Source organism: Sphingobium sp. FW306-1B-F04DB (assembly GCF_058781925.1).
The window spans coordinates 1-23,397 of record NZ_JBYSXE010000062.1; the positions used below are offsets into that span (position 1 = coordinate 1).

Annotated in this window: 28 protein-coding genes; 15 read left to right on the top strand and 13 right to left on the bottom strand. The window is 65.2% G+C overall.

The features are described 5' to 3' along the window. Window positions 1-73: 73 nt before the first annotated feature. Window positions 74-556 (bottom strand): GNAT family N-acetyltransferase, encoded by a 483-nt coding sequence (locus tag AC3WJD_RS19475; protein WP_492748410.1) that lies wholly within the window; start codon window positions 554-556, stop codon window positions 74-76. 154 nt (window positions 557-710) lie between these two features. On the opposite strand from AC3WJD_RS19475, the gene AC3WJD_RS19480 reads away from it, so the two are divergent. The 3 genes from AC3WJD_RS19480 to AC3WJD_RS19490 all read left to right on the top strand — a co-directional run bounded on the left by AC3WJD_RS19480 (window position 711) and on the right by AC3WJD_RS19490 (window position 1,976). Next, the gene (locus AC3WJD_RS19480) at window positions 711-848 is read left to right on the top strand and encodes a hypothetical protein (protein ID WP_492748411.1); all 138 of its coding nucleotides are present in this window, start codon (window positions 711-713) and stop codon (window positions 846-848) included. Between the two features lie 122 nt (window positions 849-970). Next, window positions 971-1,528: a DNA-3-methyladenine glycosylase I gene (locus AC3WJD_RS19485; protein WP_492748412.1), complete on the top strand. Its 558-nt coding sequence runs from the start codon at window positions 971-973 to the stop codon at window positions 1,526-1,528. A gap of 91 nt (window positions 1,529-1,619) precedes the next feature. Then, a complete protein-coding gene (locus AC3WJD_RS19490) occupies window positions 1,620-1,976 on the top strand; it encodes a hypothetical protein (protein WP_492748413.1) in 357 nt (118 codons plus the stop codon). Window positions 1,977-1,979: 3 nt separating this feature from the next. Here AC3WJD_RS19490 and AC3WJD_RS19495 read toward each other — a convergent pair whose 3' ends face one another. Then, complete coding sequence (locus tag AC3WJD_RS19495; protein WP_492748414.1) at window positions 1,980-2,645, bottom strand: nitroreductase; 666 nt, start codon at window positions 2,643-2,645, stop codon at window positions 1,980-1,982. 98 nt (window positions 2,646-2,743) lie between these two features. Here AC3WJD_RS19495 and AC3WJD_RS19500 point away from each other — a divergent pair, with 98 nt between their 5' ends. The 3 genes from AC3WJD_RS19500 (at window position 2,744) to AC3WJD_RS19510 (ending at window position 5,229) form a co-directional block, all read left to right on the top strand. After that, the gene (locus AC3WJD_RS19500) at window positions 2,744-3,913 is read left to right on the top strand and encodes an acetyl-CoA C-acetyltransferase (RefSeq protein WP_492748415.1); all 1,170 of its coding nucleotides are present in this window, start codon (window positions 2,744-2,746) and stop codon (window positions 3,911-3,913) included. Window positions 3,914-4,009: 96 nt separating this feature from the next. Then, window positions 4,010-4,792, top strand: coding sequence for an SDR family NAD(P)-dependent oxidoreductase (locus tag AC3WJD_RS19505; protein WP_492748416.1), 783 nt, complete (start codon window positions 4,010-4,012; stop codon window positions 4,790-4,792). Next, entirely contained in the window at window positions 4,789-5,229 is a 441-nt protein-coding gene (locus tag AC3WJD_RS19510) for an acyl-CoA thioesterase (protein WP_492748417.1), read from the top strand. The genes AC3WJD_RS19505 and AC3WJD_RS19510 overlap by 4 nt, the downstream gene beginning before the upstream one ends. A gap of 51 nt (window positions 5,230-5,280) precedes the next feature. Here the strand turns inward: AC3WJD_RS19510 and AC3WJD_RS19515 are convergent, their stop codons facing one another. Beyond that, complete coding sequence (locus AC3WJD_RS19515) at window positions 5,281-5,604, bottom strand: ArsR/SmtB family transcription factor (protein WP_492748418.1); 324 nt, start codon at window positions 5,602-5,604, stop codon at window positions 5,281-5,283. A 47-nt stretch (window positions 5,605-5,651) separates the two neighbouring features. On the opposite strand from AC3WJD_RS19515, the gene AC3WJD_RS19520 reads away from it, so the two are divergent. Both AC3WJD_RS19520 and AC3WJD_RS19525 read left to right on the top strand, forming a co-directional pair. After that, window positions 5,652-6,137, top strand: a complete 486-nt coding sequence (locus tag AC3WJD_RS19520; protein ID WP_492748419.1) for an SRPBCC family protein — start codon at window positions 5,652-5,654, stop codon at window positions 6,135-6,137. Between the two features lie 204 nt (window positions 6,138-6,341). Beyond that, entirely contained in the window at window positions 6,342-6,818 is a 477-nt protein-coding gene (locus tag AC3WJD_RS19525; protein WP_492748420.1) for a hypothetical protein, read from the top strand. A 30-nt stretch (window positions 6,819-6,848) separates the two neighbouring features. Here AC3WJD_RS19525 and AC3WJD_RS19530 read toward each other — a convergent pair whose 3' ends face one another. The 6 genes from AC3WJD_RS19530 to AC3WJD_RS19555 all read right to left on the bottom strand — a co-directional run bounded on the left by AC3WJD_RS19530 (window position 6,849) and on the right by AC3WJD_RS19555 (window position 12,221). Then, entirely contained in the window at window positions 6,849-7,637 is a 789-nt protein-coding gene (locus tag AC3WJD_RS19530; RefSeq protein WP_492748421.1) for a crotonase/enoyl-CoA hydratase family protein, read from the bottom strand. 95 nt (window positions 7,638-7,732) lie between these two features. Further along, on the bottom strand, window positions 7,733-9,277 hold the full coding sequence (locus tag AC3WJD_RS19535) for an acyl-CoA synthetase (RefSeq protein ID WP_492748422.1): 1,545 nt from the start codon (window positions 9,275-9,277) through the stop codon (window positions 7,733-7,735). A 58-nt stretch (window positions 9,278-9,335) separates the two neighbouring features. Beyond that, a complete protein-coding gene (locus tag AC3WJD_RS19540; RefSeq protein ID WP_492748423.1) occupies window positions 9,336-10,145 on the bottom strand; it encodes a response regulator transcription factor in 810 nt (269 codons plus the stop codon). A gap of 9 nt (window positions 10,146-10,154) precedes the next feature. Then, entirely contained in the window at window positions 10,155-11,150 is a 996-nt protein-coding gene (locus tag AC3WJD_RS19545) for a transposase (RefSeq protein WP_492748425.1), read from the bottom strand. Continuing rightward, window positions 11,081-11,932: a hypothetical protein gene (locus AC3WJD_RS19550; protein WP_492748426.1), complete on the bottom strand. Its 852-nt coding sequence runs from the start codon at window positions 11,930-11,932 to the stop codon at window positions 11,081-11,083. Before AC3WJD_RS19550 ends, AC3WJD_RS19545 begins: the two co-directional genes overlap by 70 nt. A gap of 133 nt (window positions 11,933-12,065) precedes the next feature. Next, the gene (locus AC3WJD_RS19555) at window positions 12,066-12,221 is read right to left on the bottom strand and encodes a hypothetical protein (protein WP_492748427.1); all 156 of its coding nucleotides are present in this window, start codon (window positions 12,219-12,221) and stop codon (window positions 12,066-12,068) included. A 142-nt stretch (window positions 12,222-12,363) separates the two neighbouring features. Between AC3WJD_RS19555 and AC3WJD_RS19560 the strand changes: the two genes are divergently transcribed. The 3 genes from AC3WJD_RS19560 to AC3WJD_RS19570 are packed head-to-tail and all read left to right on the top strand — an operon-like array spanning window position 12,364 to window position 13,424. Then, window positions 12,364-12,795, top strand: a complete 432-nt coding sequence (locus AC3WJD_RS19560; RefSeq protein WP_492748428.1) for a PaaI family thioesterase — start codon at window positions 12,364-12,366, stop codon at window positions 12,793-12,795. A 10-nt stretch (window positions 12,796-12,805) separates the two neighbouring features. Then, the gene (locus tag AC3WJD_RS19565) at window positions 12,806-13,210 is read left to right on the top strand and encodes a PaaI family thioesterase (RefSeq protein ID WP_492748430.1); all 405 of its coding nucleotides are present in this window, start codon (window positions 12,806-12,808) and stop codon (window positions 13,208-13,210) included. Between the two features lie 58 nt (window positions 13,211-13,268). Further along, a complete protein-coding gene (locus AC3WJD_RS19570; protein WP_492748431.1) occupies window positions 13,269-13,424 on the top strand; it encodes a Flp family type IVb pilin in 156 nt (51 codons plus the stop codon). A gap of 6 nt (window positions 13,425-13,430) precedes the next feature. On the opposite strand, the gene AC3WJD_RS19575 is transcribed toward AC3WJD_RS19570, so the two are convergent. The 4 genes from AC3WJD_RS19575 to AC3WJD_RS19590 all read right to left on the bottom strand — a co-directional run bounded on the left by AC3WJD_RS19575 (window position 13,431) and on the right by AC3WJD_RS19590 (window position 18,014). Then, window positions 13,431-14,219: an SDR family oxidoreductase gene (locus tag AC3WJD_RS19575; protein WP_492748432.1), complete on the bottom strand. Its 789-nt coding sequence runs from the start codon at window positions 14,217-14,219 to the stop codon at window positions 13,431-13,433. Between the two features lie 95 nt (window positions 14,220-14,314). Continuing rightward, on the bottom strand, window positions 14,315-15,457 hold the full coding sequence (locus tag AC3WJD_RS19580; protein ID WP_492748433.1) for an acyl-CoA dehydrogenase family protein: 1,143 nt from the start codon (window positions 15,455-15,457) through the stop codon (window positions 14,315-14,317). Between the two features lie 151 nt (window positions 15,458-15,608). After that, complete coding sequence (locus AC3WJD_RS19585) at window positions 15,609-16,745, bottom strand: acyl-CoA dehydrogenase family protein (protein ID WP_492748434.1); 1,137 nt, start codon at window positions 16,743-16,745, stop codon at window positions 15,609-15,611. A 111-nt stretch (window positions 16,746-16,856) separates the two neighbouring features. Next, window positions 16,857-18,014, bottom strand: a complete 1,158-nt coding sequence (locus tag AC3WJD_RS19590; protein ID WP_492748435.1) for an acyl-CoA dehydrogenase family protein — start codon at window positions 18,012-18,014, stop codon at window positions 16,857-16,859. A gap of 120 nt (window positions 18,015-18,134) precedes the next feature. On the opposite strand from AC3WJD_RS19590, the gene AC3WJD_RS19595 reads away from it, so the two are divergent. The 4 genes from AC3WJD_RS19595 to AC3WJD_RS19610 all read left to right on the top strand — a co-directional run bounded on the left by AC3WJD_RS19595 (window position 18,135) and on the right by AC3WJD_RS19610 (window position 23,337). Next, window positions 18,135-19,466 (top strand): spinster family MFS transporter, encoded by a 1,332-nt coding sequence (locus tag AC3WJD_RS19595; RefSeq protein WP_492748436.1) that lies wholly within the window; start codon window positions 18,135-18,137, stop codon window positions 19,464-19,466. Between the two features lie 67 nt (window positions 19,467-19,533). Then, a complete protein-coding gene (locus AC3WJD_RS19600; protein ID WP_492748437.1) occupies window positions 19,534-20,367 on the top strand; it encodes an SDR family NAD(P)-dependent oxidoreductase in 834 nt (277 codons plus the stop codon). Window positions 20,368-20,539: 172 nt separating this feature from the next. Next, entirely contained in the window at window positions 20,540-22,021 is a 1,482-nt protein-coding gene (locus tag AC3WJD_RS19605) for an MFS transporter (RefSeq protein WP_492748438.1), read from the top strand. Window positions 22,022-22,053: 32 nt separating this feature from the next. Continuing rightward, entirely contained in the window at window positions 22,054-23,337 is a 1,284-nt protein-coding gene (locus tag AC3WJD_RS19610; protein WP_492748439.1) for an acyl-CoA dehydrogenase family protein, read from the top strand. Window positions 23,338-23,397: the final 60 nt, after the last annotated feature.

Genomic DNA, 23,397 nt, shown 5'->3' on the forward strand with positions numbered 1-23,397 from the left:
CCGCAGACGAAATCCTCGCCTCCGTCAAACGCTTCTGCCAAAAAACAATGAGCCGAACTTCAGATTCAGATGACTAGCATGACGGATCGGGTGAGGGCACAAGCCGCAGCACGTGCCCGCGCGCGGGCATGTCGCTGGAGTCCGGTAACCTGCCCTCCCAGGTTTCGACGATGTCGAAACCTTCGGAGCGGTAGAGCGACAGCGCCGGATCATTGCCCACCAGCACCGACACGGTGACCGCGCCACCCTCGATGCGCGTCAAGGCATGCCGCAACAGGCTCCTCGCGATGCCCTGCCGATACCGATCCGGATCGGTGTAGAGCCACCCGATCTCGTTGCCGGCAACGGCAATGAAGCCGGAGACCACGCCGTTCTGCTCGGCCACACGCAGGCTCCCGTCGAACAGCCCTTCGTCCTGGGCGGTCTCGGCGAGCGTGCGAAACGCATGCACGCCAACGGTCAGCCACAGCTCGTCGAGCCGGGCATGGTCATGAATGTGCGCAACCGCCTCCCAATCGGCGGACACATAATCGCGGATCAGCAACGTGCCGGGCATCGGCAGTCCCTCCTTCCCTAATCACAATGTGCACGCTCCGCCCTGCCGGGCGGGGCGCGAAACGCGGCGCGCATCGTCTGGCGTCGGGTGGCAGACGATGAAGGCGAGCTCGGCACGGACGGCATCCGCGCGGCCTCGGGCCGTGGCATTGGTCATGTCGTCAACCGGCGCGATGCGCGGCTTCGATATCGATGTCAGTTTGTGTGGTGCGGGCAGAAACGCCGCACCGGAGTGGCTTCAGGCGTTAGCGGTGACGCTCGCTATTGCCCGCGAACCTGCCGAGGGCGCGTGATGCAATTGTTGAAACCATCGATGCCCTCCTTCGGCTTGGGTGGAACGGACCGGTACGTATCACCGGGTGGAAAACAGCGCAACCCTCTGGCACACATGCGACGAAATTCAGGGGCCGAATCCATGACGATGCGCTGCAAATGGGCCGAGGGCGATGCGCTGATGAGCGCCTATCACGACGCCGAATGGGGGGTGCCCGTGCACGACCCGCGCATGCTGTGGGAAATGCTCCAGCTCGAGGGCTTTCAGGCAGGGCTTTCGTGGCGGACGATCCTCTATCGCCGCGAGGGCTTCCGCGCGGCCTTTGCCGGCTTCGATCCCGAAAAGGTTGCGCGCTTCACTGACAAGGATGTCGAACGGCTGATGGGCGATCCCGGCATCATCCGCGCGCGCGCCAAGATCGAGGCGACGATCGGCAATGCCAGGGCCTGGCTCGCGATGCGCGACGCGGGCGAGGACTTCGCCGATTTCGCATGGAATTTCGTCAACGGCGCGCCCCTTCGCAACGACGGCATCACCGTGCCCGCGAGCACCCCGCTTTCGACTGAAATCTCGAAGGCGCTCAAGAAGCGCGGCTACAAGTTCGTCGGGCCCGTGATCGTCTATGCGTGGATGCAGGCGGTGGGGCTGGTCAACGATCACGCCTCCGACTGCTTCCGCCGGGACGCGGGCGGCGCCTGAGCCCGCTCCAGACAGAACTGCGGCAGACCACCTCTTTCGCATCTTCACAGCGCGCGGCTCTGGTCCTACACCCGCTGCCGGAGGTCGCAGGATGAAGCGTATTGCGGTGTTGATGCTGGTCGCGGGGCTTGCCGCCTGCGGCAGTTCGAAGGAAACGTCCGAAACCAATGCCGAAGCGTCGGTTACGGCGCAGGACGATGCGGAGATCGCGGGCGCGGGCCCGTCCAACATCACTTCGATCGACGCCGCAACGGGATTTGCGGGCGGCATGCCTGCAGAAACGCCCGAATCCGCGCTGCCCCGCCCGCAGGATGCGCGGCCCAGGCCTGCGCGCGAATCTACCGCCGACAGTGACGAACCGATCGCCCCCGAACCCGTCGCCAACCTGACACCCCCCGTGGCCGTCACGACGACCAACGCCACCGTGCCGGGCCAGCCGCCGCAATAGGGCTCAGCCGTGGAAGAGCGCCCATTCCTCGATCGGCGCGCGGTCGGCGCGGAGGCGGTTGGCGGGCTCTGACATGTCCTCATGGCCGATCGCCATGCCGCAGAAAAGCATCCGCTCGGCCGGTGTACCGAGAAACCCCGTGATCGTTTCGGGATAGACCGCCCAGCATTCCTGCGGGCAGGTCGCGAGCCCTGCCTCCATCGCCAGCAGCATGAAGCTCTGCAGGAACATTCCGAGGTCGGACCATTGCGGCGGGCCCATTTGCCGGTCGACGGTGCAGAAGAGCGCGGCGGGCGCGCCGAAGAACTGGAAATTGCGCGCGAACCACATGCGCCGCGCGGCCCTGTCCTCGCGCGGGATGCCGATATGGCCGTACATCGCCTCGCCGACCTGGAAACGGCGGGTGCGATAGGGCTCGGTGAGTTCGGGCGGGTAAATGGCGTAGGCGTGCGGCTCGGCAGCACCATCGAGCAGCTTCTGCATCATCAAGGCCTTCAGCAGCACCATCGCCTCGCCCGTCACCACATCGATGTGCCAGGGCTGGAGGTTGCCCCCGCTGGGCGCGCGCGCGGCCTTTTCGAGGATCGTGCGGATCAGCACGGGATCGACGGGCGTGTCGAGAAAGCCGCGAACCGAGCGCCTTGCTTCGATTGCCTCGCTCACATTCATCCTGTCACTCCCTGCAGTTGCATCTTCGCTCTTGCCTACGTTAACGTAAACGGCAAGATCGAATTCGAACAACACGAATCCACGTACAGGAGATAGCGATGCCCACAGCCTATATCGTCGAAGCCGTCCGGACCGCGGGCGGCAAGCGCGGCGGCCGCCTTGCCGGCTGGCACCCCGCCGACATGGCGGGTGAGGTGCTCAACGCCGTCGCGGACCGCACCGGCATTGACCCGCGCGCGATCGACGATGTCATCATGGGCTGCGTCAGCCAGGGTGGCGAGCAGAGCTTCCAGGTCGGGCGCGGCGCCGTCCTCGCCTCGCGGCTGCCCGAAAGCGTCCCCGCAGTGACGATCGATCGCCAGTGCGGCTCGTCGCAACAGGCGATGCAGTTCGCGGCGCAGGCGGTGATGTCGGGCACGCAGGATGTCGTGATCGCGGCGGGCGTCGAGAGCATGACGCGCGTGCCGATGGGATCGACGGGGATGCTCTTCGCGCAGGCCGGACTCGGCAAGGCCAAGAGCCCGCGGCAGGAAGAGCGCTATCCCGGCATCCAGTTCAGCCAGTTCATGGGCGCCGAGATGATCGCGAAGAAATACGGTTTCACCAAGGACGATCTCGACCGCTATTCGCTGGCGAGCCACCAGCGCGCCGCCGCCGCGTCGCAGGCGGGCGCTTTCGAGAACGAGATCGTCGCGCTGACGATCGAAACCCCCGAGGGTGAGGAAAGCCACCGCACCGACGAGGGCATCCGTTTCGACGCGACGCTCGAGGGCATCGCCTCGGTCAAGCTGCTTGCCGAGGGCGGCGTGATCACCGCGGCCAATGCCAGCCAGATCTGCGACGGTTCGAGCGCGGTGATGATCGTCTCCGAACAGGCATTGAAGGACCACGGCCTGACCCCGATCGCGCGCATCCATAATGTGACGGTGACCGGCGGCGATCCCGTCGTCATGCTCGAGGAGCCGCTGTTCGCGACCGACAAGGCATTGAAGCGCGCGGGCCTCAACATCGACGACATCGACCTGTACGAGGTCAACGAGGCCTTCGCGCCCGTGCCGCTCGCCTGGCTGCGGCATACCGGCGCCGATCCGGCCAAGCTCAACGTCCATGGCGGCGCGATCGCGCTCGGCCACCCGCTCGGCGCCTCGGGCACCAAGCTGATGGCCACGCTGGTCAACGCGCTCAAGCGCCATGGCGGCAAATACGGCCTGCAGACGATGTGCGAAGGCGGCGGGATCGCCAACGTCACGATCGTCGAACGGCTCTGATCCTCTTTCACGTCATGCCAGCGCAGGCTGGCATCTGGCGTGGTCCCCAGAGATGCCAGCCTTCGCTGGCATGACGAACCCATTCGGGAGAAACACATGAAACTCGATTCATCGGTAGCCGCGGTCGTCACCGGCGGCGCATCGGGGCTTGGCGAGGCCACCGCGCGCGCGCTCGCGGCCAAGGGCGTCAAGGTCGCGATCTTCGACCTGCAGGCCGAAAAAGGCGAGAAGGTCGCAGCCGATATCGGCGGCATCTTCTGCGAGGTGAACGTGACCTCGGACGAGAGCGTCGATGCCGGCTTTGAAAAGGCGCGTGCCGCGCACGGGCAGGAACGCATCCTCGTCAACTGCGCGGGCACGGGCAACGCGATCAAGACCGCGAGCCGTTCCAAGGAGGATGGCAGCATCAAGCATTTCCCCCTCGATGCCTTCAACTGGATCATCCAGATCAACCTCGTCGGCACCTTCCGCTGCATCGCCAAGTCGGCGGCGGGGATGCTGACGCTTGAGCCGCAAGAGGATGGCGAGCGCGGCGCGATCGTCAACACCGCGAGCGTCGCGGCCGAGGACGGCCAGGTCGGCCAGGCCGCCTATTCGGCGTCCAAGGGCGGCGTCGTCGGCATGACCCTCCCCATCGCGCGCGACCTGATGGGCGAAGGCATCCGCGTCAACACGATCCTGCCGGGCATCTTCGACACGCCGCTGCTCGCCGCCGCGCCGCAGAATGTGAAGGACGCGCTCTCGGCGTCGGTCCCCTTCCCCAAGCGCCTCGGCAAGCCCGCCGAATACGCCAATCTCGCGCTCACCATGATCGAGACGGGCTATTTCAACGGCGAGGACGTCCGCCTCGACGGCGGCATCCGCATGGCGCCGCGGTGAGCAGAAAACCTGAGGACTGGCGGCTCGAAAGGGCCGCCTACCCCTTTGCCCACATCACCGAAACGCGCTTTCAGGATCTCGACCCGCTTGGCCACATCAACAATGTCGCGATGGCGGCGCTGTTCGAGAATGGCCGGGTGCGCTTCAACCGCGCGCTCGGATTCGACCGGCCCGCGGGCGGCATCCGCTGGCTGATCGCCAAGGTCGAGATCAACTATGTCGCCGAAGGGCATTTTCCCGATCCGATCGAGGTGGTGAGCGGCACAGGAGCAATCAACAGCCGCTCATGGTCGGTACTCTCCGCGGCCTTTCAGAACGGCGAGTGCGTCGCGACCTGCGACACCGTCATCGTCATGACCGACGCCACGGGCGCCATCGCGTTGCCCGACGACCTGCGGGCGCGGCTGGAAGCGCAAAGCGTGCGCAAGCCGGGTTAGGTGGCGCCATGATCCTCCCCAACCAAGCTTGGGGAGGATTTAATCCCCGCATTAACGCTCCAGATCCGCCTTCAACCTCCCGAGCAGCCCCACCGCCGCGGCAGCATGCGGGCCGATCCAGCGTTCGTGGATCGCATGGATTGGCAGCGGGTTGAGGTGGTTCCAGCGCTCGCGCCCCCTGCGCTCGACGATGATCAGGTCGGCCGCTTCAAGCACCTTCAGATGCTGCATCACCGTGCAGCGGTCGAGTTCCGCGAAATGCTCGCACAACGTGCCCGTGGTGAGCGGCTGGTCGCGCAGGTCGTCGAGGATCTGCCGCCGGACGGGTGCCGCCAGCGCCTTGAAAACCTTGTCATATGCATCACTGATTGACATGTTATGTTTTTATAACATAATCAGGGAACGACTCAAGGAGAGAATCCATGGACCTCAAATTCAAGGTATCCGCGCATATCTCGCGCCCGGTGCACGAGGTGTTCGAGGCGGTGGCCGATCCCGCCAAACTGTCGAACTATTTCACCACGGGCGGCGCCAAGGGCCGGCTCGAGACGGGTGCAACGGTGACATGGGACTTCCACGACTTCCCCGGCGCCTTCCCCGTCGAGGTCATCGAGGTCGTCCCAGACGAACGCATCGTTCTCGAATGGCAGGCGCATGAAGGCACGATCGACATGCCGACCGGCGAACTCCCCTCGGTCCCCGGCTATTCGACGCGCGTCACCATGAGCTTCTCGCCCGTCGACGACGGCAGTCGCACGCTCGTCTCGATCAGCGAGCAGGGCTGGCGCGAGACGCAGGCCGGGCTGCTCGGTTCCTATGACAACTGCATGGGCTGGTCACAGATGCTGTGTGCATTGAAGGCGTGGATCGAACACGGCATCAACCTGCGCGAGGGGATGTATAAGTAGCTGACTCGATTGGGCACTTGTCGACAGTCGATTGTCGTTTAGGGTCGACCTCGAATGGGGCCCAATCATCTCTTTGCCATCAGTGCTTGTGCGGCTGGAGCATTGTTGCTCCTTGGGTGGACATATCTGACAACCGCCAATCCGCGCTCGAACCGAATGTTGGCAAAGTCACTTTTTCTGTTCGTGCTTCCCGGAGCAGGAATCGTGGCTCTTCCCGATTCATTCTTCCTGTTTCCGGCTTCGATGTGGGTACTGGTACTCGTCGAAGAGGTCTTGAAGGCCACGGCCGCGTCGACGGAGGCGCAGCCCTTGAACAGATTCTGGCTCGTTGTTCTCTTCGGAGCGTGGGAACTGATGCTTGCCAAGCCGACTTGGGCACTGACGCACGGAGCTGCGTTTAGCTACATGGACAGGTTGGAAATACTCGGGCTTCTCGCGGCAGCGGGTGTTGCGGTTCTTATGCACGCGGTCACGGCGGCAATATATGCATTCCGCTTCGCCGGGAAGCTCTGGGCCGCGCTCCTCGTAAGCTGGGCACTACACACAATTTTCAATGAGTCCGCAGATTTGCTGGGTCCATCTATCGCCATGTCCGGCGTTCAGGTCGTGATTCTGACGATTATCCTCGCGGCGTTGTGGCCGGCCTCGTTGGTTCGCACAGCGAACGAAAGTTCCCGCTAATAGCGGTAATCCCGCCTACGCTCTGTGCATCTAATCCCCAAATTTCGGCGCGCGCTTCTGCATGTTGGCCATCACCGCCTCGATCTGGTTGGGGGTGCGGATAACAAGCGCCTGCTCGACGCTTTCCAGATCGAGCACCGCCGCGGCATCGCCGTCGGCGGCGAGGTTATAAAGACGCTTGGCACCGCGGATCGCGTGCGGGTTGCGGTTCGCGATCTCGTGCGCCAGCGCCATCGCCTCGGCATGCGGATTGTCAGACAGGCGCGTCGCGAAGCCGAGCCGTGCCGCCTCCTCGCCGGTGAATTCGCGGTTGGTGTAGGTCAGTTCGCGCAGCACGTCGTCGCGCACCAGCGTGCGCCACAGCGCGATACCCGCCATGTCGGGGACGAGGCCCCATTTCATCTCCATGATCGACATCCGTGTCTCCGGATGGACGATGCGGATGTCGGCGCCCGACATGATCTGGAAGCCGCCGCCGAACGCAACCCCGTGCACCGCGGCGATCACTGGCACCGCCAGCTCGCGCCAGCCCCAGGCAACATATTGGAAGAGATTGGCCTTGCCGTGCGTCCGCGCATGGATGTCGAGATCCTTGCCCGCCACGCCCGCGGCCATGCTTGCCATGTCGAGCCCCGCGCAAAATGCGCGCCCCTCGCCCGAGAGCACCACCGCACGCAGCCCCGGCATCGCGCCAAGCTCGTCGATCGCCGCGGCGATCCCCTCGAACATCGCCTGGTCAATCGCGTTCATCTTGTCGACGCGGATCAGGCGGACGTCGGCGACACCATTGTCGAAGGCAATCGAAACGCGGTCGTTCATCTCTCAATCCATTTCATCTGTCGTCATGCCAGCGCAGGCTGGCATCTGTGGTGGCCACGCGAGATGCCAGCCTTCGCTGGCATGACGTGTGAAAGTTACACAATCCGGCCCTCGCCCTTGCCCCAATAGCGATCGCGCAGCAGCCGCTTGTACAGCTTGCCGGTCGGATGGCGCGGCAGTTCGGCAAGGAAATCGATCTGGCGCGGTGTCTTTACCCCCGACAGGCTTTCGCGGCAAAAGGCGATCAGTTCGGAGGCAAGCGCCTCGCCCGCCTCAGCCATATCAGCGGGCTGCACCACCGCCACCACGCGCTCGCCCATGTCGGGGCACGGCGCGCCGATCACCGCGGCGTCGGCGACTTTGGGATGCGTGACAAGGTGGTTCTCGATCTCCTGCGGATAGATGTTCACGCCGCCCGAAATGATCATGAAGCTCTTGCGGTCGGTGAGGTAGAGATAACCCTCTTCGTCGAGCCAGCCGATATCGCCGATCGTGCGCCAGCCATGCCGGTTCATCGCCTCCGCGGTCTTCTGCGGATCATTGTGATACTGGAATTCGCCGCCGCCCTCGAAATAGACCAGCCCCTCGGTACGCGGCGGCAGCTCGTTGCCCTCCTCGTCGCAGATATGGACGATGCCGTGCATCGCCCGGCCGACCGAGCCCTTGTGCGTCAGCCATTCGGATGAGCGGATCGAGGTCAGCCCGATCCCTTCCGACCCGGCATAATATTCGTCGATCACCGGCCCCCACCAGTCGATCATCGCCTCTTTGATCGGGATCGGACATGGCGCCGCCGCGTGCACCGCCGATTTGAGCGAGGATACGTCGTAGCGCTTGCGCACCTCTTCGGGCAGCTTGAGCATGCGGATGAAATGCGTCGGCACCCACTGGCTGGCATCGACCCGGTAGCGCTCGATCAGCTTCAGCGCTTCCTCGGGATCGAAATGGTCCATCATCACCACGGTGCCGCCAAGCCGGTGGATCACCATGCTCCAGCGCAGCGGCGCCGCGTGATAGAGCGGCGCAGGACAGAGATAGATGCTGTCCTTGCTGAAGCCGTAGAGCAGCTGGGCAAGCTGCGCGAGGACGCTGGGTCCGTCGATCGCCGGGTCCTCGGGCAGCGCGACACGAACGCCCTTGGGCCGCCCCGTGGTGCCCGAGGAATAGAGCATGTCGACTCCCGCGCTCTCGTCCGCGATCGGCGTTTGGGGCATCGCCGCGGCTTCGGTGATCCAGTCGCGATAGCCCGCGCGCGGCGCGCCGATCACGAACGCGGGAAGGTCGGGGAAAAGGCCGGGCAGCGCATCCATCACGCTGCCGATGCCCTCGGAGATGACGAGCATCTGCGCGCCGCTGTCGCGCACGATATAGTCGATCTCGGGCGCGGTCAGCCGCGACGGGATGCACACGAAGAACAGCCCCGCGCGCTGCGCCGCCCAGGCAAGCTCGAAGAAACGGACATGGTTGTCGAAGAGGAAGGCGATCGTGTCCCCCCGCGCGATGCCCGCCGCGCGGAACAGATGCGCGCCCTGGTTCGAGCGTGCATCAAGCGTGCGATAGTCGAGCGTCTCGCCGGTGGGCGCAAAGATGACCGCGGGCTTTTTCGGTGTGTTCGCGGCGTGGTGAAAGGGGTGGCTCAAGGCAGGCTCTCCGTCTCGACGGTGGGCGGATCGCAAGCGCCTGCCCTTTCCGTAAACGTCATCCTACACATGCGCGCGCGGCGCTGTCACCAGCCCCGGTGCATTTTTCGGTCGGGCAGGCGCGATTTTCGATCGGCGCGGCGAAGCGATAGCCCGCGCCCTTGACGGTTTCGATCATCGCGCGATCGAAACCGCGATCGATCTTCGCGCGCAGCCGCGACATATGCACCTCAACCACGTTGGTCCCGGGATCGAAGCCGAGCTGCCACACCGCCGCCAGCAGCGCGCGCCGGTCGAAGATCGCGCCGGGATTGCGCGCGAGGCAGAGCAGGAGCTGGAACTCGCGCTGCAGCAGCGCGATCTCGCGGCCGTCGCGCCAGACGCGACGCTCGAGCCGGTCGATCGCAAGCCCGCCGATTTCGGTGCGATGTGCACAGGGCGCGCGCGGACGCACCAGCCTTTGCGCGCGTAACGCCAGTTCTTCGGCAAGGCAGGGATGATCGACCACGTCATCTGCCCCGGCGCGCAGCGCGCGGATGGGCGCCTCGGCGGTGGCCGCGGTTGTCAGCACGATCACGGGAAGGTGCGCGCCAACCGCACGGAGCTGATCGAGCCTTTCGACAAAGTCCGAATCGTCGAACCCAATGACCAGATCGAAGGCATCACGCACGACGTCGCGCAGCCACAGCGGATGCGGCGAAAAGCGGACGGTGAAGCCGGAGCCGACGGCAAGGGCGTGGCCGATCCGCGCAGCAGGGCCTTGCTCGGCGCCCGCAACCAGAATCTTCACCATAGTGACGACAAATCTGTGCGCCTCCCCGGCGGTAGGACGCCATTCATCGCACACGCCGCTGGCTAGCGTGGCCAAGTGACTCCGTTATGGATGCAAAAGCGCGCGATCGTCGTCGGGTGCGCGGGCGCAATCGATGTCGCGCAGCGCGTCTGCGCAGGCGTGGCTGACGAAACGATTGCCGCTCGCCACCCCGCGCACATAGCAGGTCGCGCGCGCCGAAGCGTCGGTCTCCACCGACGCCAGCGCCCGCCAGGCGCTCCATCGGACGCGGTCGCTGGGGTGGTGCTCGGCAAAATGCGTCGCGACATCGATCGCGTTGCCGCCACCATAATGCACGCCGAGCGCAAGCAGCGCCTCAAGGGGCGCGCTGTTCAATATGCCCGCCACCGCGCTCTTGCCGATGTCGAAGCGATACTGGTCGAGCCAGAGCTGCTCGGGCAGCGCCTGGACGATGTTGAGCGACACCGACATCGCATCCGCGGGCAATTGGAGGTGGACGTCGCGATGCGCGCGATAGAGCATCGTCCGGCCCGGCGCGAGCCGCGAGCGCTCGACGAAGCGGAGATCGACATGTTCGCCGGCAAGGCCGGTCACGGCATCATGATCATATTCATAATATTCGCTCCAGTATCCGGGGCCCAGATAGCCCACGGTCAGGAACGAGAAATTGTGATCGTGCGGCACACCATAGAAGAAGGGCGCGGTGCCGCTTGCGCGCATCACGCTGTCGTCCATCGCGGGCCAGAAATTGGCGCGGATGAAGTATTTCGCGGCGGCGCGGTGGAGCATGACCACCTGCGCGCCATAGCGGTTGCCCGCCATCTGGTTGCGGCAGCGCGCCTTGAGTTCGGCGATCGCGATGTCGGTCAGGAAATGGCGGTTGTTGGCGAGCTGGCGCAACCAGAGTCTGGCGGCGGCAAAGCTCTCCTCGTCACGCGGATCGAAATCGGCACTGTCGAGCCGCGCGGCCAGTTCCTCCAGGCCGATCGCCTCGTCGGTCTCGACCTCGATCAGGCGCGGCATCGCGGCGACGTCGTCCTGACCGGGGATCTCGCCGCGACCGTCGCCAGCGTCTTGCACGCCGCGCGGCGCACCTCGTCATGCGGGTCGTGCCTCGCCATCTGCTCGAGCAGCGGCAGGGCCGCCGCCGGCGCCAGCGCCAGATATTCGCGCATCGCATGCCAGCGCAGAAAATGCGGTTCGCCGGCCAGCGCATCGTGGAAGCACGCGGCCGCGTCCTGCCGCCCTGCCATACGCAGCAGCGTGAGGAGCATCTGGCTGCGCGACGCGCCTTCGTCGTTGGATGCGACGCCCAGCAGCGCGCCGTCGGCCGCATCATATTCGCGGCGCAGCGGTGCCTGCCCAGGCCTCAGCGTCGCGCGCAGCATCACGATGTCCGACAGGCACGATTCGATGACGTAGCCCCGCCGGCGCCCGTCGATGATCATCACATCGGCGTCGCGGCAGATTTGCGTCGCGCCCGAGCGACGACACGCCTCTCCGTCGCCTTCCCAGAAGCGCAGCCTTGCGCCACCGGCGCGGTGAAAGCGGATCACCGATACCGCGCCGCCGAGCCCCACCGATCCGGCCCCCCGCCCCAGCGCCTTGCGCGCCGCGATGCGATCCGCCGACGCCACCGCGAGCGTGACCGTCGCAATGCGATGATCGAGAACCACGATCCCGCGGTGGATCCCGTCATCGATCGTGGGACAGGGCGGATCGAAGAACGGCTCGTCCGCCTTTGCGGTCATGAGATCGTCGATCAGACTCCCGACGGGATCGCCTGCGGCGAACCGCACGGCGATCGCGGCCGCTGCGACATCGGCATTGCCGCCAGCGCAGTCGTCCAGCGTGCGGCTCAAGGCTTCCCGCGCCGGATGATCTCGCCATACCATCGCGGCGCGGCTGCGGGCAGCGGTCAGGGCGACCCTTTCCTCCGCCAGCCTGGCGAGAATTTGCATGCGGTTGCGCACGCCTGGTATCGGCCGCCGGCGCTCAGCCGCCGGGCATCGGCGGTTCCGAGACGACGACCCCGATCACGATGTTGAAGATCAGGTCGCCAGCGACCTCGACCTGATGCACGGCGCCGTACAGCCCGACCGGCGTCTCGAGTTCCGCCACCCGCCCGATGTCGAACTTGCCATCCTCCATGTCCGCCCCCGTCCCTCGTTGCACGCGTCAGGGGCTAACGCCCCGTGAAAGTGGTGGGAAATTAAATCCGTGTAATGTTGCGTTGCGGCCCCCGGCGCAGCGCGCTACGGCCGCGTGGCGAACCAGTTTCAGGCAGCAACGAATGAACAACGCACCCGCGACCGAATTCGACCCCGCCCGCTTCGTCGGCGTGATGAGCCGGCAGGGGCATAACGGGCTGCTCGGCATCGGCTATCTCGCGCATGGGGCGGATTGGTGCGAGCTCGCACTGCCCTATGACGATCGCCTGGCAGGCGATGTCGAGACGGGCATCCTGGCGTCGGGTCCGATCATCACGCTGATGGACATGGCAACGAGCATCTCGATCTGGGTGCGATCGGGAATCTTCCGCGCCCAGGCAACGCTCGACCTGCGCGTCGACTATCTTCGCCCCGCCACCCCGGGCAAGACCGTGATCGGCCGCGGCGAATGCTACCGCATCACGCGCAATATCGCCTTTATCCGCGGCCAGGCGCATGACGGCGATCCCGATCACCCGATCGCGCACGCCGCCGGCACATACATGTTCCTGTGAGGTCGATCGCATGAAGTCACTCCCGCCCTATGCGCAGACGCTGAGGCTTTCGGTGGTCGACATCGAAGGCAGCGCGCCCGTGCTCGCCATGCCCTTTTCGGACGATGTCCTCGGCCGTCCCGGCTTCATCCATGGCGGCGCGCTCGGCGGCATGCTCGAAATGGCCGCGATCATGGCGCTGCACGGCGAATTCCCTGACGACGAAAAGCCGCGCTTCAAGCCGGTCAACATCACCGTCGACTATATGCGCGGCGGCCGTGACAAGGAGACGCGCGCGATCGGCAAGGTCACCCGCGTCGGCACGCGCATCGCCAATGTCGAGGCCATCGCCTGGCAGGATGACCGCAGCAAGCCGATCGCGGCGGCGCGGATGAACATCCTGATCGTGCGTGAGAGCGAACCCAGCGACGCTTAAATCATTCGTAATATCTGTAACTTACGCACCACTCGATCCGTTTTGGAGACCAGAGCCGGTGCAACTCATTAATGACTCAAGCGGCGCGACGGCCATCGAATATGGCCTGATCGCCGCGCTCATTTCGCTCGCGGCGATCATCGCCTTCCAGATGCTCGGCCTGTCGCTGGTCGATACGCTGGGCACGCTGACCAACGCGATGCGTGGCGCCTGACGCGCTTTATGCGTCGATGCTGCCGCCGAGGTGCGCGTTGACCATGCCGCCATCGACGGTCAGCGTCTCGCCGATGACATAGTCGCCGGCGCGGCTGGCGAGGTAGATCGCCGCAGCCGCCATATCCTCCTCGGTGCCGATCCGGCCCGCGGGGATGCGCTTCGCCACTGCATCGCCATGATCACGCGCCGCCTTGTTCATCTCGGAGGCGAAGGCCCCCGGCGCGATCGAGGTGACGTTGATATGATCCGAAACCAGCCGCGCGGCGAGCCGCTTGGTGAGGTAGATCAGCCCCGACTTTGACGCATGATAGCTGTAGGTTTCCCACGGGTTGAGCCGCTGCCCGTCGATCGAGGTGATGTTGATCACCTTGGCGGGACGCTGGGCGCTTGCCGCCGCCTTGAGCGCGCCATGCAGCGCCTGCGTCAGGAAGAAAGGCGATTTGAGGTTGAGGTCCATGACCTTGTCCCAGCCCTTTTCGGGGAACTGCTCGAAGGGTTCGCCCCACGCTGCGCCCGCATTGTTGACGAGGATGTCGAGCTTGCCCTCCTTTTCCGCGAACTGTTCGGCGAGTGCCTTGCACCCCGCGACGGTCGAGACGTCCTGCGGCAGCGCGATGCAGTTGGGACCGAGCTCCTCAGCGGCCTCGAAGCACGCCTCGGGCTTGCGCGACGAGATATAGACCTTCGCGCCCTGCGCGATGAAACCTTCGGCGATCCACTTGCCGATATTGCGCGATCCGCCGGTGACGAGCGCGACACGGCCCTCGAGGCTAAAGATTTTGCTGAGATCCATGTTTCCATTTCCTTCGTCATGCCAGCGCAGGCTGGCATCTCTGGTGGCCACGCAAGATGCCAGGCTTCGCTGGCATGACGTGATTACTGGTGCGCCTACCCGCCCCTTTTGATCGTCTCGCGCGCGATCACGATCTGCTGGATCTGGCTGGTGCCTTCGTAGATGCGGAACAGGCGGACATCGCGGTAGAAGCGCTCGATCCCGTAGTCCGCGATATAGCCCGCGCCGCCAAAGATCTGGACCGCGCGGTCGGCAACGCGGCCGACCATCTCCGATGCGAAATATTTCGCCGCAGCGGCCTCCATCGTGACGTTCTCGCCCGCGTCCTTCCTCGCAGCGACATCGAGCACGAGTGCCCTCGCCGCAAGCAGCTCGGTCTTGCTGTCGGCGATCATCGCCTGGATAAGCTGATGCTCGGCGATGGGCTTGCCGAACTGCTTGCGTTCGACGGCATAGGCGACGCTATCCGCGATCAGCCGCTCGGCGACCCCGATGCAGACGCCCGAAATGTGCAGCCGCCCGCGATCAAGCACGCGCATCGCGACCTTGAAGCCCTCGCCCTCCGCACCCAGCATATTGGCCGCGGGAACGGGCACATCATCGAAATGGACGTCGCAGACATGCGCGCCCTGCTGCCCCATCTTCTTCTCAGGGATTCCGATGCGCAGCCCGGGCAGGTCGGCGGGGACGAGGAAGGCCGACACGCCGTGCGCGCCTTCGCCGCCCGTCCGCGCCATCACCGTGAAGAGCGAGGCCTTGTCGGCATTGGTGATGAAGCGCTTGGTGCCGCTGAGCCTGTAGACATCGCCATCACGCACCGCGCGCGTCTTCACCGCGACGCTGTCCGACCCGACATCGGGTTCGGTGAGCGCGAAGCTCGTGATGATCTCGCCCGATGCGATGCGGGGAAGCCACTCGGCCTTTTGCGCGGGCGTTCCCGCCATCACCAGCCCCTGGCTGCCGATCCCGACATTTGTGCCGAAGGTCGATCGCATCGCGGGGCTCGTCCGCCCCAGCTCGAAAGCGACCTTGAGCTCCTCGGTCATCGACAGGCCGAGCCCGCCATATTCCTCGGGGATCGACATGCCGAAGAGGCCGAGCGCCTTCATTTCGGCAACGATGTCCTCGGGAATCTCGTCGCTCTCGGCGACCTCCGCCTCGCGGGGGCGAAGCCGCTCGGCGACGAAGCGCCGAACGGTGTCAATCAGGGCATCGAAGGTTTCGGTGTCGAGCGGCATCGTCTTCTCCACCCCTCCCTTTCAAGGGAGGGGAAGGGGGTGGGTGAAGCAGCACGGCCGGCTCGATGCCGGCTGGGCTGCTTTTGGGGCGGTGAGCTTTGTCACTCCCCCACTCCAACCCCTCCCCTGAAGGGAAGGGGCTTGGTTCAGTTCAATACCCGTGCATCCGCGCCACGCGATCCGCGTGGAAATTCGCGTCGCCGAAGAACTCCGCGAGCGCGCGGTCGCGCTTCATATAGAGGCCGATGTCGTACTCGTCGGTCATGCCGATGCCGCCGTGCATCTGGACGCCTTCCTTGACCGAAAGCCCCGTTGCCTGCGCAGCCTTGGCCTTGGCGACCGCGACCATCAGCTCGGCCTTGTCGCTGCCCTCGTCGAGCATCTGCTGCGCCTTGAGGACCGCGGCGCGCGCGACCTCCATCTCCGAGTAAAGATGCGCCGCGCGGTGCTGGAGCGCCTGGAACTCGCCGATCAGTCGGCCGAACTGCTTGCGCTGCTTGAGATAGTCGACGGTCATGTCCATCGCGCCCGCGCCGACGCCGACCTGCTCCGCTGCCGCGCCCGCCCGGCCCGCGTCGAGCAGCTTCGTCAGCACAGCCCAGCCATTGTCGACTTCGCCGATCACCGCGCCACCATCGACCTCGACCCCGTCGAAGCTGACATGCGCGCCCATCGAGCTGTCGACCAGCCGCGCGGCCTCCATCGAAAGATTGGCCGCGTCCTTCTCGACCGCGAAGAGGGTCAGCCCCTGCGTCTCGCCCGCGCTGCCGCCGGTGCGCGCCGCGACGATCAGCATGTCGGACGATGCGCCCTGGACGACGAACTGCTTCCTGCCCGTGAGCTTGAAGCCGTTGCCCGAGCGCTCCGCCTTCATTGCGATCGCCTGCGGGCGATGCTTGGCGCCCTCGTCGATCGCGAGGCCAAGCACGGTTTCACCCGACAATATGCCGGGGAACCAGCGATCGCGCAGGCCCTTATCCGCGGCCTTGAGCGCCGACACGCCGGCAACCGAAGTGGTGAGGAAGGGTGACGGCGTAAGGTTGCGCCCGATCTCCTCGAGCACGATCCCCGCCTCGACATGACCGAGCCCCAGCCCGCCATCGTCCTCGGGAATGAGGATGCCGGTGAAGCCGAGTTCGGCGAACTGCTTCCACAGATCGTGGCTGAAGCCGTCCTTGCAGTCCATGTCGCGGAACTTGCGGAAGTGCGTCGTCGGCGCCTCGGTCTTCATGAACTGGACGGCGGTGTCCTTGAGCAACGCCTGATCTTCGGTGTGGTAGAGTGGCATCCTGTCTCTTCCTGTTATTCGTTTCGCCCCGGCGAAGGCCGGGCCCGATGGTGCGGGGCCCAGGATCGCCTGAATGCCAGCCTGCGCTGGCACGACGCTTCGTGACTGTGGCTACGCCCCCGGCAGGTCCAGGATGCGCTTGGCGACGACGTTGAGCATCACCTCGCTCGTCCCGCCCTCGATGGAATTGGCCTTGGTGCGCAGCCACGCGCGCGGTTTCGCGCCGCCCTTGGAGGCTTCGCTTTCCCATTCGAGCGCGTCCGATCCGCCCGCGGCCATCACCAGCTCGTGCCGGCGCTTGTTCAACTCGGTGCCGAAATATTTCATCATGTTGGGCTGTGCGGGATGGCCCTTGCCCGCCTTCATCTCGTCGATGAACTTCTCGCCCATCGCGCGGAACGCCAGCGTGTCGATGTCGAGCTTCGCCATGTCCGCGCGGAGAAACGGATCCTCCGCCATCAGCTCCTTGTGCATCGCACCCACCGACCCCATCGGCGCATTGCCCGCACCCGAGATCATCTCGCGCTCGTGGCCGAGCAGGTATTTCGCGACGTCCCAGCCGCGATTGAGTTCGCCGACGATCTGGTCCTTGGGCACCTTCACATTGTCGAAGAAGGTCTCGCAGAAGGGCGAGTTGCCCGAGATCAGCTTGATCGGCTTGGTCGACACGCCTTCCGACGCCATGTCGAACAGCAGAAAGCTGATGCCCTTGTACTTGTCGTTCTTGTCGGTGCGGACGAGGCAGAAGATCCAGTCGGCCTTGTCTGCGTAAGAGGTCCAGATCTTCTGGCCGTTGACCACCCAGTGATCGCCCTTGTCCTCACCGAAGGTCTGCAGCGACACGAGGTCCGAGCCCGAGCCCGGTTCCGAATAGCCCTGGCACCAGCGAATCTCGCCGCGCGCGATCTGGTTGAGATAATGGACCTTCTGCTCCTCGGTGCCGAACTTGAGGAGTGCCGGGCCAAGCATCCAGATGCCGAAGGACGAAAGCGGGCTGCGGCAGCCGAGCTTGGCCATCTCCTCGCGCAGGATCTTGGACTCGGCGGGACTGAGCCCCGCACCGCCATAGGGCTTGGGCCAGTCGGGCACGGTCCAGCCCTTTTCGGCCATCCGGTCCATCCAGACCTTCTGCGCCTCGCTCTTGAAGACCGGGTTGCGGCCGCCCCAGCAGGCGTCGCTCTCGTCCTTGACGGGCTGGCGCATTTCGGGCGGGCAGTTCGCCTCGAGCCAGGCGCGCGTTTCGGCGCGGAACGTTTCCAGATCGGACATCAGTCTCTCCCGATTCTCATTTTCGAATTTCCAGTATGCTTGACGAAAACGTCAACAAAGTCCAGCCTCGATCGCAAGCCGGAAAACCGGTCCCCCGATCGTAACAGTCGAGAGGTGCGTATGGAGAGCAGGACGGACGCGGCCAGCCTGGCCCGGCGCGTCGAGGACGAACGCGCGATCAGGCGCCGCGGACTCACGCTGTTCCTGCTCACCGCCACCTATTTCTTTTCATACATGGACCGGCAGATTCTGGCGATCCTGCTCGAACTGATCAAGGCCGATCTCAATCTCAACGACACCCAATTGGGGCTGCTTTCGGGCCTCGCCTTCGCGATCTTCTACGCCGGGCTCGGTATTCCCGTCGCGCGACTCGCCGATCGCAGCAACCGGCGCAACATCATAGCCTGGTCGCTCGCGATCTGGAGCGCGATGACCGCGATTTGCGGGATGGCGCAGAATTTCATCCAGCTGCTTATCGCGCGGATCGGCGTCGGTATCGGCGAGGCGGGATCGAGCCCGCCCAGCCATGCGATCATCGCCGATCTCTACCCCCCCGAAAAGCGCGCGGGCGCGATGGGAATCTATGCGCTGGGCGTCGTGCTGGGTGCGGGTTTCGGCACGATGATCGGCGGCTGGCTCGCGCATCTCTATGGCTGGCGTGTCGCGATCATCGCGGTGGGGATTCCCGGCATCCTGCTCGCGGTGCTCGTACGGCTGTTCGTCGTCGAGCCGCGCCGCGGGCTGAGCGAGACGAAGCCGCTGAGCGACGAGGCGCGTCCCTCGCTGGCGCAAGGATTCGCAAGCCTCTGGGCCAACGCGGCGGCGCGGCACCTCGTGATCGCGGTGACGCTGACCTCGCTCATCGGCTATGCGCTGACCGCTTGGGCGCCAAGCTATTATCAGCGCAGCTTCGGGCTCACCCTCCCCCAGATCGCGCTGATCCTCGCACCCATCCTCGCGGTGGTCGGCTCGATCTCGGGCGTGGTGGGTGGCAAGCTCGCCGACCGCTGCGCCAGGCGCTACGGGTTGCACGCGCAGAGCTGGCTGGTCGCGATCCTCAAGGCGATCGCCTTTCCGTTCGCGCTCGCGCTCTACATCGTCCCCGACGTCAATCTGGCACTGATCAGCTACGGCATCGCGCTGCTCTTCCAGAACAGCTATCTCGGACCGACCTTCGCGCTGATCCAGGGACTGGCGCCGCTGAAGCTGCGCGCGCTCTGGGCCGCGATCACATTGCTTGTCATCAACCTGATCGGGCTTGGCCTTGGGCCAACGCTGATCGGGTTGCTGAGCGATCTCTACCGTCCCGCGCTGGGCGCAGAGTCGCTGCGTTACGCGCTGCTCACAATGGCAAGTGTCACGCCGTGGGCAATCTGGCATTATTGGCGCGCCGGCGTGCATCTTCGGAACGCCGCGGGCACAGTGGCACCGGCGCAGAAAGCCGTAGCGTAATACCGTCCGTCATTGACCATACCGAAAGCTCGAATATGCTCGACGGCAAAAATGGAGAGGTGTTGCGATGAGATTCGCGGGCAAGACGGCGGTGATCACGGGGGGCGCTTCGGGGATCGGACGCGCCACCGTCGAACTCTTCGCCGCCGAGGGCGCGACCGTCATCCTGGGCGACATCGACAGCGATGCCGGCCATGCCATCGAGACCGCTTCCGAAGGCCGTATCCACTTCCGCCGCTGCGACGTGCGCGCCGATGCCGACATCAAGGGGCTGATGGATTTCGCGGTCGAGCGGGCCGGCGGGCTCGACATCGTCTTCAACAATGCGGGCGCCGGCGGCACGCGTGCAAAGATCGACGAGATCACCGCCGAGGAATGGGACGACACGATGGCGCTGCTGCTGCGTTCGGTCGCGCTCGGCATCCGCCATGCCACGCCGCATCTCAAAGCGCGCGGCGGCGGCGCGATCGTCAACACCAGCTCGGTCTCGGCGCTCAATTCGGGCTATGCGCCCACGACCTATTCGGTCGCCAAGGCGGGCGTGCTCCATCTGACCAAAATCGCCGCCGCCGATCTCGCGCAATACGGCATCCGCGTCAACGCGGTCGTCCCCGGCTTCATCCTGACCAACATCTTCACGGGCGCGCTCGGGCTTTCGGGCGAGGACAAGGCGAAAGCCGACGCGATGATCGGGCAGATGTCGGCGCATGCGCAGCCCGTCGCGCGCTCTGGCAGTTCCCGCGACATCGCCGAGGCGGTCGCCTATCTCGCTTCCGATGCCGCGGCTTTCGTGACGGGCACCGACCTGCTCGTCGATGGCGGAATGCTGATCGGCCCGCGCCACAGCTGGGATCCCGCGACGCCCGGCTTGTTCGACATGATCGCGGGGCCGCAAGCGTGAGCAAGGCTTCGCACTCCCTCCCACGTCACGCCCGCGCAGGCTGGATCCCCTTGCGTCATGCCAGCGCGGGCTGGCATCTCCGTCAAAACAAGGCGCGTAGCTGTCCAAAAGATGCCAGCCTACGCTGGCATGAAGCGGGAAGGTGGTATGCCGTGCCGGAAGGGAAATCATCGTGACCGTCTCCGGCCGCGTGCCGATGGGCACCAAGCTCAGCTACGGTTTCGGCGCGGTCGCCTATGGGATCAAGGACAACGGCTTCTCGGTCTTCCTGCTGCTCTTCTACAACCAGGTCGTGGGATTGCCCGCGGACCGCGTCGGCCTCGCGATCATGATCGCGCTGCTCGTCGACGCCTTCATCGATCCCGTGGTCGGCCATCTTTCGGATCAAACGCACACACGGTGGGGGCGGCGCCATCCCTGGCTCTACCTCTCGGCCATCCCGATCGGGCTGGTCTGGCTGCTGCTCTGGAACCCGCCCGAAACCTCGCCCGGCATGCAGTTCGCATATCTTGTCGGCATCGCGATCTGCGTGCGCGCGGTGGTCTCGTGCTACGAGGTTCCCTCGCTCGCGCTCGCGCCCGAGATCACGCGCGATTATCACGAACGCACCGTCGTGCTGCGCTACCGCTTCCTGTTCGGCTGGGCGGGCGGGCTCATCATGCTCGTTCTCGCCTTTGCGGTGCTGCTCGTTCCCGAGCCGGGCTATCCAACAGGCCAGCTCAATCCCAATGGCTATCATCGCTTTGCCGCGGTCGGCGCGATGATGATGGTCATCGCCGTCCTCGTCTCGGCGATCGGCACGCACCGCGCCTATGCGCGACGGCACGCGGTCGCCCCCGAACGGCTGCCGCTCGTCCCCACCTTCCGCGCGATATTGTCGACGCTCAGGAACCGGCCCTTCCTGATCCTGATGGGCGCAGCGGTCTTCGCCTTTGCCAATCAGGGCCTCACCTTCGCGCTCAGCAACTATCTGCTGCTGTTCGTGTGGGAATTCCCGCAGATCGCCTTCATCATCTATGCGCTGGCGCTGTTCGCGGGCGTGGTGCTCGCCTTCTTTTCGGTCGCAGCGATCTCGAGGCGACTGGGCAAGAAGGGGGCCGCCGCGGCGCTCGCCATCGCCAGCATCACCATCGGCACGCTGCCCTATTGGCTGCGGCTGTTCAACCTGTTTCCCGCCATCGGCTCGCCCTGGCTGATGCCCGCCTTCCTGACGCTCGCCGGCCTGTCGACCGCGGCGGCGGTATCGGTGATGATCCTGACCACCTCGATGATGGCCGATGTGACCGAGTCGTCCGAACTCGAGACGGGCAAGCGCACCGAGGGGCTGTTCTTCGCGGGTTTCTTCTTCACGCAGAAATGTGTGACGGGGATCGGCATCTTCTTGTCGGGCGTGATGCTGAGCGCGATCGGCTTCCCCGAGAACGCGCAGCCCCGCGCGATCGATGGCGCGGTCGTCGACCGGCTTGCGCTCGCCTATGCCGGTATGTCGGTGGTGCTCGGGCTGTGCGCGGCCTGGGCCTATACCAAATTCCCCTTCGGCCGCGCCGAGCATGAGGCACGCCTTGCCCAACTTGCGGTGACGGCGCTCGCCGAAGCGCCCGAAAAAGCCGAGGCTTCGCCACCCGCCGGGCTGGCAAAATCCGATTTCGCCTGACAGACACGAACGCAATAGACGGAGAGAGCGCCATGGATTTCACCCTCAACGAACGCGAAACCTATTGGCGCGACCGCGTGCGCGACTTCATCGAGAAGAACGTCCGCCCGCGCGACCATGACTATCACGAGCAGCAGAAGCAGGGCGACCGCTGGAAGGTTCTGCAGGTCATCGAGGACGAGAAGAAGAAGGCCAGGGAAGCCGGCATCTGGAACCTCTTCATGCCCCCCTCCTCGGGCCACGCGCCCGTGGACGACAGCTTCGCGTTCGACGGCCCCGGGCTCACCAACCTCGAATATGCGCTCTGCGCCGAGGAAATGGGGCGCATCGGCTGGGCGTCCGAGGTGTTCAACTGCTCAGCGCCCGACACGGGCAACATGGAGGTGTTCCACCGCTACGGCACGCGCGAGCAGAAGGAACAGTGGCTCAAGCCGCTGATGAATGGCGAGATCCGCTCCGCCTTCCTGATGACCGAGCCCGCGGTCGCCTCGTCCGACGCGACCAACATCGAGACGCGGATCGAGCGCGACGGCGATCACTATGTCATCAACGGCCGCAAATGGTGGTCCTCGGGCGCGGGCGATCCGCGCTGCAAGATCGCGATCGTGATGGGGAAGACCGATTTCGAGGCCAAGCGCCACCAGCAGCAGTCGATGATCCTGATGCCATTGGACGCACCGGGCGTGAACATCCTGCGCCACCTGCCCGTCTTCGGCTATGACGACGCGCCGCACGGCCATATGGAGATCGAGCTCAAGGACGTCCGCGTCCCCGTCGACAACATGCTGCTCGGCGAAGGCCGCGGCTTCGAGATCGCGCAGGGCCGCCTCGGGCCGGGCCGCATTCACCACTGCATGCGCACGATCGGCGTCGCCGAGGAAGCGCTCGAGAAGATGGCGAAGCGCCTGCTATCTCGTGTCGCCTTCGGCAAGCGCATCGCCGACCACAGCGTCTGGGAACAGCGCATCGCCGAGGCGCGCATCGATATCGAGATGAACCGCCTGCTCTGCCTCAAGGCCGCCGACATGATGGACAAGGCAGGCAACAAGGCCGCGCAGGGCGAGATCGCGATGATCAAGGTCGCGGCACCGCGCATGGCGCTGCGCGTGATCGACGACGCGATCCAGGCGCATGGCGGCGCGGGCGTCTCCGAGGATTTCGGCCTCGCCAGATCCTATGCGGGCATCCGTACGCTGCGCCTGGCGGACGGGCCCGACGAGGTCCACAACCGCTCGATCGCACGGATGGAATTCGGAAAATACGGCAACCGCGAAACCGCCGCGATCTCGAGCGGCGATGTGGGAGTGTCGCGTTAATGCTAGGGATGCGCGCTCGCTGCTCCCCTCCCTTCCAGGGAGGGGTTGGGGGTGGGTGCG

Bases quoted from the DNA above. Each gene is read 5' to 3' on its own strand.
- AC3WJD_RS19475 (WP_492748410.1), bottom strand. From the start codon at position 556: ATGCCCGGCACGTTGCTGATCCGCGATTATGTGTCCGCCGATTGGGAG.
- AC3WJD_RS19480 (WP_492748411.1), top strand. From the start codon at position 711: ATGTCGTCAACCGGCGCGATGCGCGGCTTCGATATCGATGTCAGTTTG.
- AC3WJD_RS19485 (WP_492748412.1), top strand. From the start codon at position 971: ATGACGATGCGCTGCAAATGGGCCGAGGGCGATGCGCTGATGAGCGCC.
- AC3WJD_RS19490 (WP_492748413.1), top strand. From the start codon at position 1,620: ATGAAGCGTATTGCGGTGTTGATGCTGGTCGCGGGGCTTGCCGCCTGC.
- AC3WJD_RS19495 (WP_492748414.1), bottom strand. From the start codon at position 2,645: ATGAATGTGAGCGAGGCAATCGAAGCAAGGCGCTCGGTTCGCGGCTTT.
- AC3WJD_RS19500 (WP_492748415.1), top strand. From the start codon at position 2,744: ATGCCCACAGCCTATATCGTCGAAGCCGTCCGGACCGCGGGCGGCAAG.
- AC3WJD_RS19505 (WP_492748416.1), top strand. From the start codon at position 4,010: ATGAAACTCGATTCATCGGTAGCCGCGGTCGTCACCGGCGGCGCATCG.
- AC3WJD_RS19515 (WP_492748418.1), bottom strand. From the start codon at position 5,604: ATGTCAATCAGTGATGCATATGACAAGGTTTTCAAGGCGCTGGCGGCA.
- AC3WJD_RS19520 (WP_492748419.1), top strand. From the start codon at position 5,652: ATGGACCTCAAATTCAAGGTATCCGCGCATATCTCGCGCCCGGTGCAC.
- AC3WJD_RS19530 (WP_492748421.1), bottom strand. From the start codon at position 7,637: ATGAACGACCGCGTTTCGATTGCCTTCGACAATGGTGTCGCCGACGTC.
- AC3WJD_RS19555 (WP_492748427.1), bottom strand. From the start codon at position 12,221: ATGGAGGATGGCAAGTTCGACATCGGGCGGGTGGCGGAACTCGAGACG.
- AC3WJD_RS19560 (WP_492748428.1), top strand. From the start codon at position 12,364: ATGAACAACGCACCCGCGACCGAATTCGACCCCGCCCGCTTCGTCGGC.
- AC3WJD_RS19565 (WP_492748430.1), top strand. From the start codon at position 12,806: ATGAAGTCACTCCCGCCCTATGCGCAGACGCTGAGGCTTTCGGTGGTC.
- AC3WJD_RS19575 (WP_492748432.1), bottom strand. From the start codon at position 14,219: ATGGATCTCAGCAAAATCTTTAGCCTCGAGGGCCGTGTCGCGCTCGTC.
- AC3WJD_RS19580 (WP_492748433.1), bottom strand. From the start codon at position 15,457: ATGCCGCTCGACACCGAAACCTTCGATGCCCTGATTGACACCGTTCGG.
- AC3WJD_RS19585 (WP_492748434.1), bottom strand. From the start codon at position 16,745: ATGCCACTCTACCACACCGAAGATCAGGCGTTGCTCAAGGACACCGCC.
- AC3WJD_RS19590 (WP_492748435.1), bottom strand. From the start codon at position 18,014: ATGTCCGATCTGGAAACGTTCCGCGCCGAAACGCGCGCCTGGCTCGAG.
- AC3WJD_RS19595 (WP_492748436.1), top strand. From the start codon at position 18,135: ATGGAGAGCAGGACGGACGCGGCCAGCCTGGCCCGGCGCGTCGAGGAC.
- AC3WJD_RS19600 (WP_492748437.1), top strand. From the start codon at position 19,534: ATGAGATTCGCGGGCAAGACGGCGGTGATCACGGGGGGCGCTTCGGGG.
- AC3WJD_RS19610 (WP_492748439.1), top strand. From the start codon at position 22,054: ATGGATTTCACCCTCAACGAACGCGAAACCTATTGGCGCGACCGCGTG.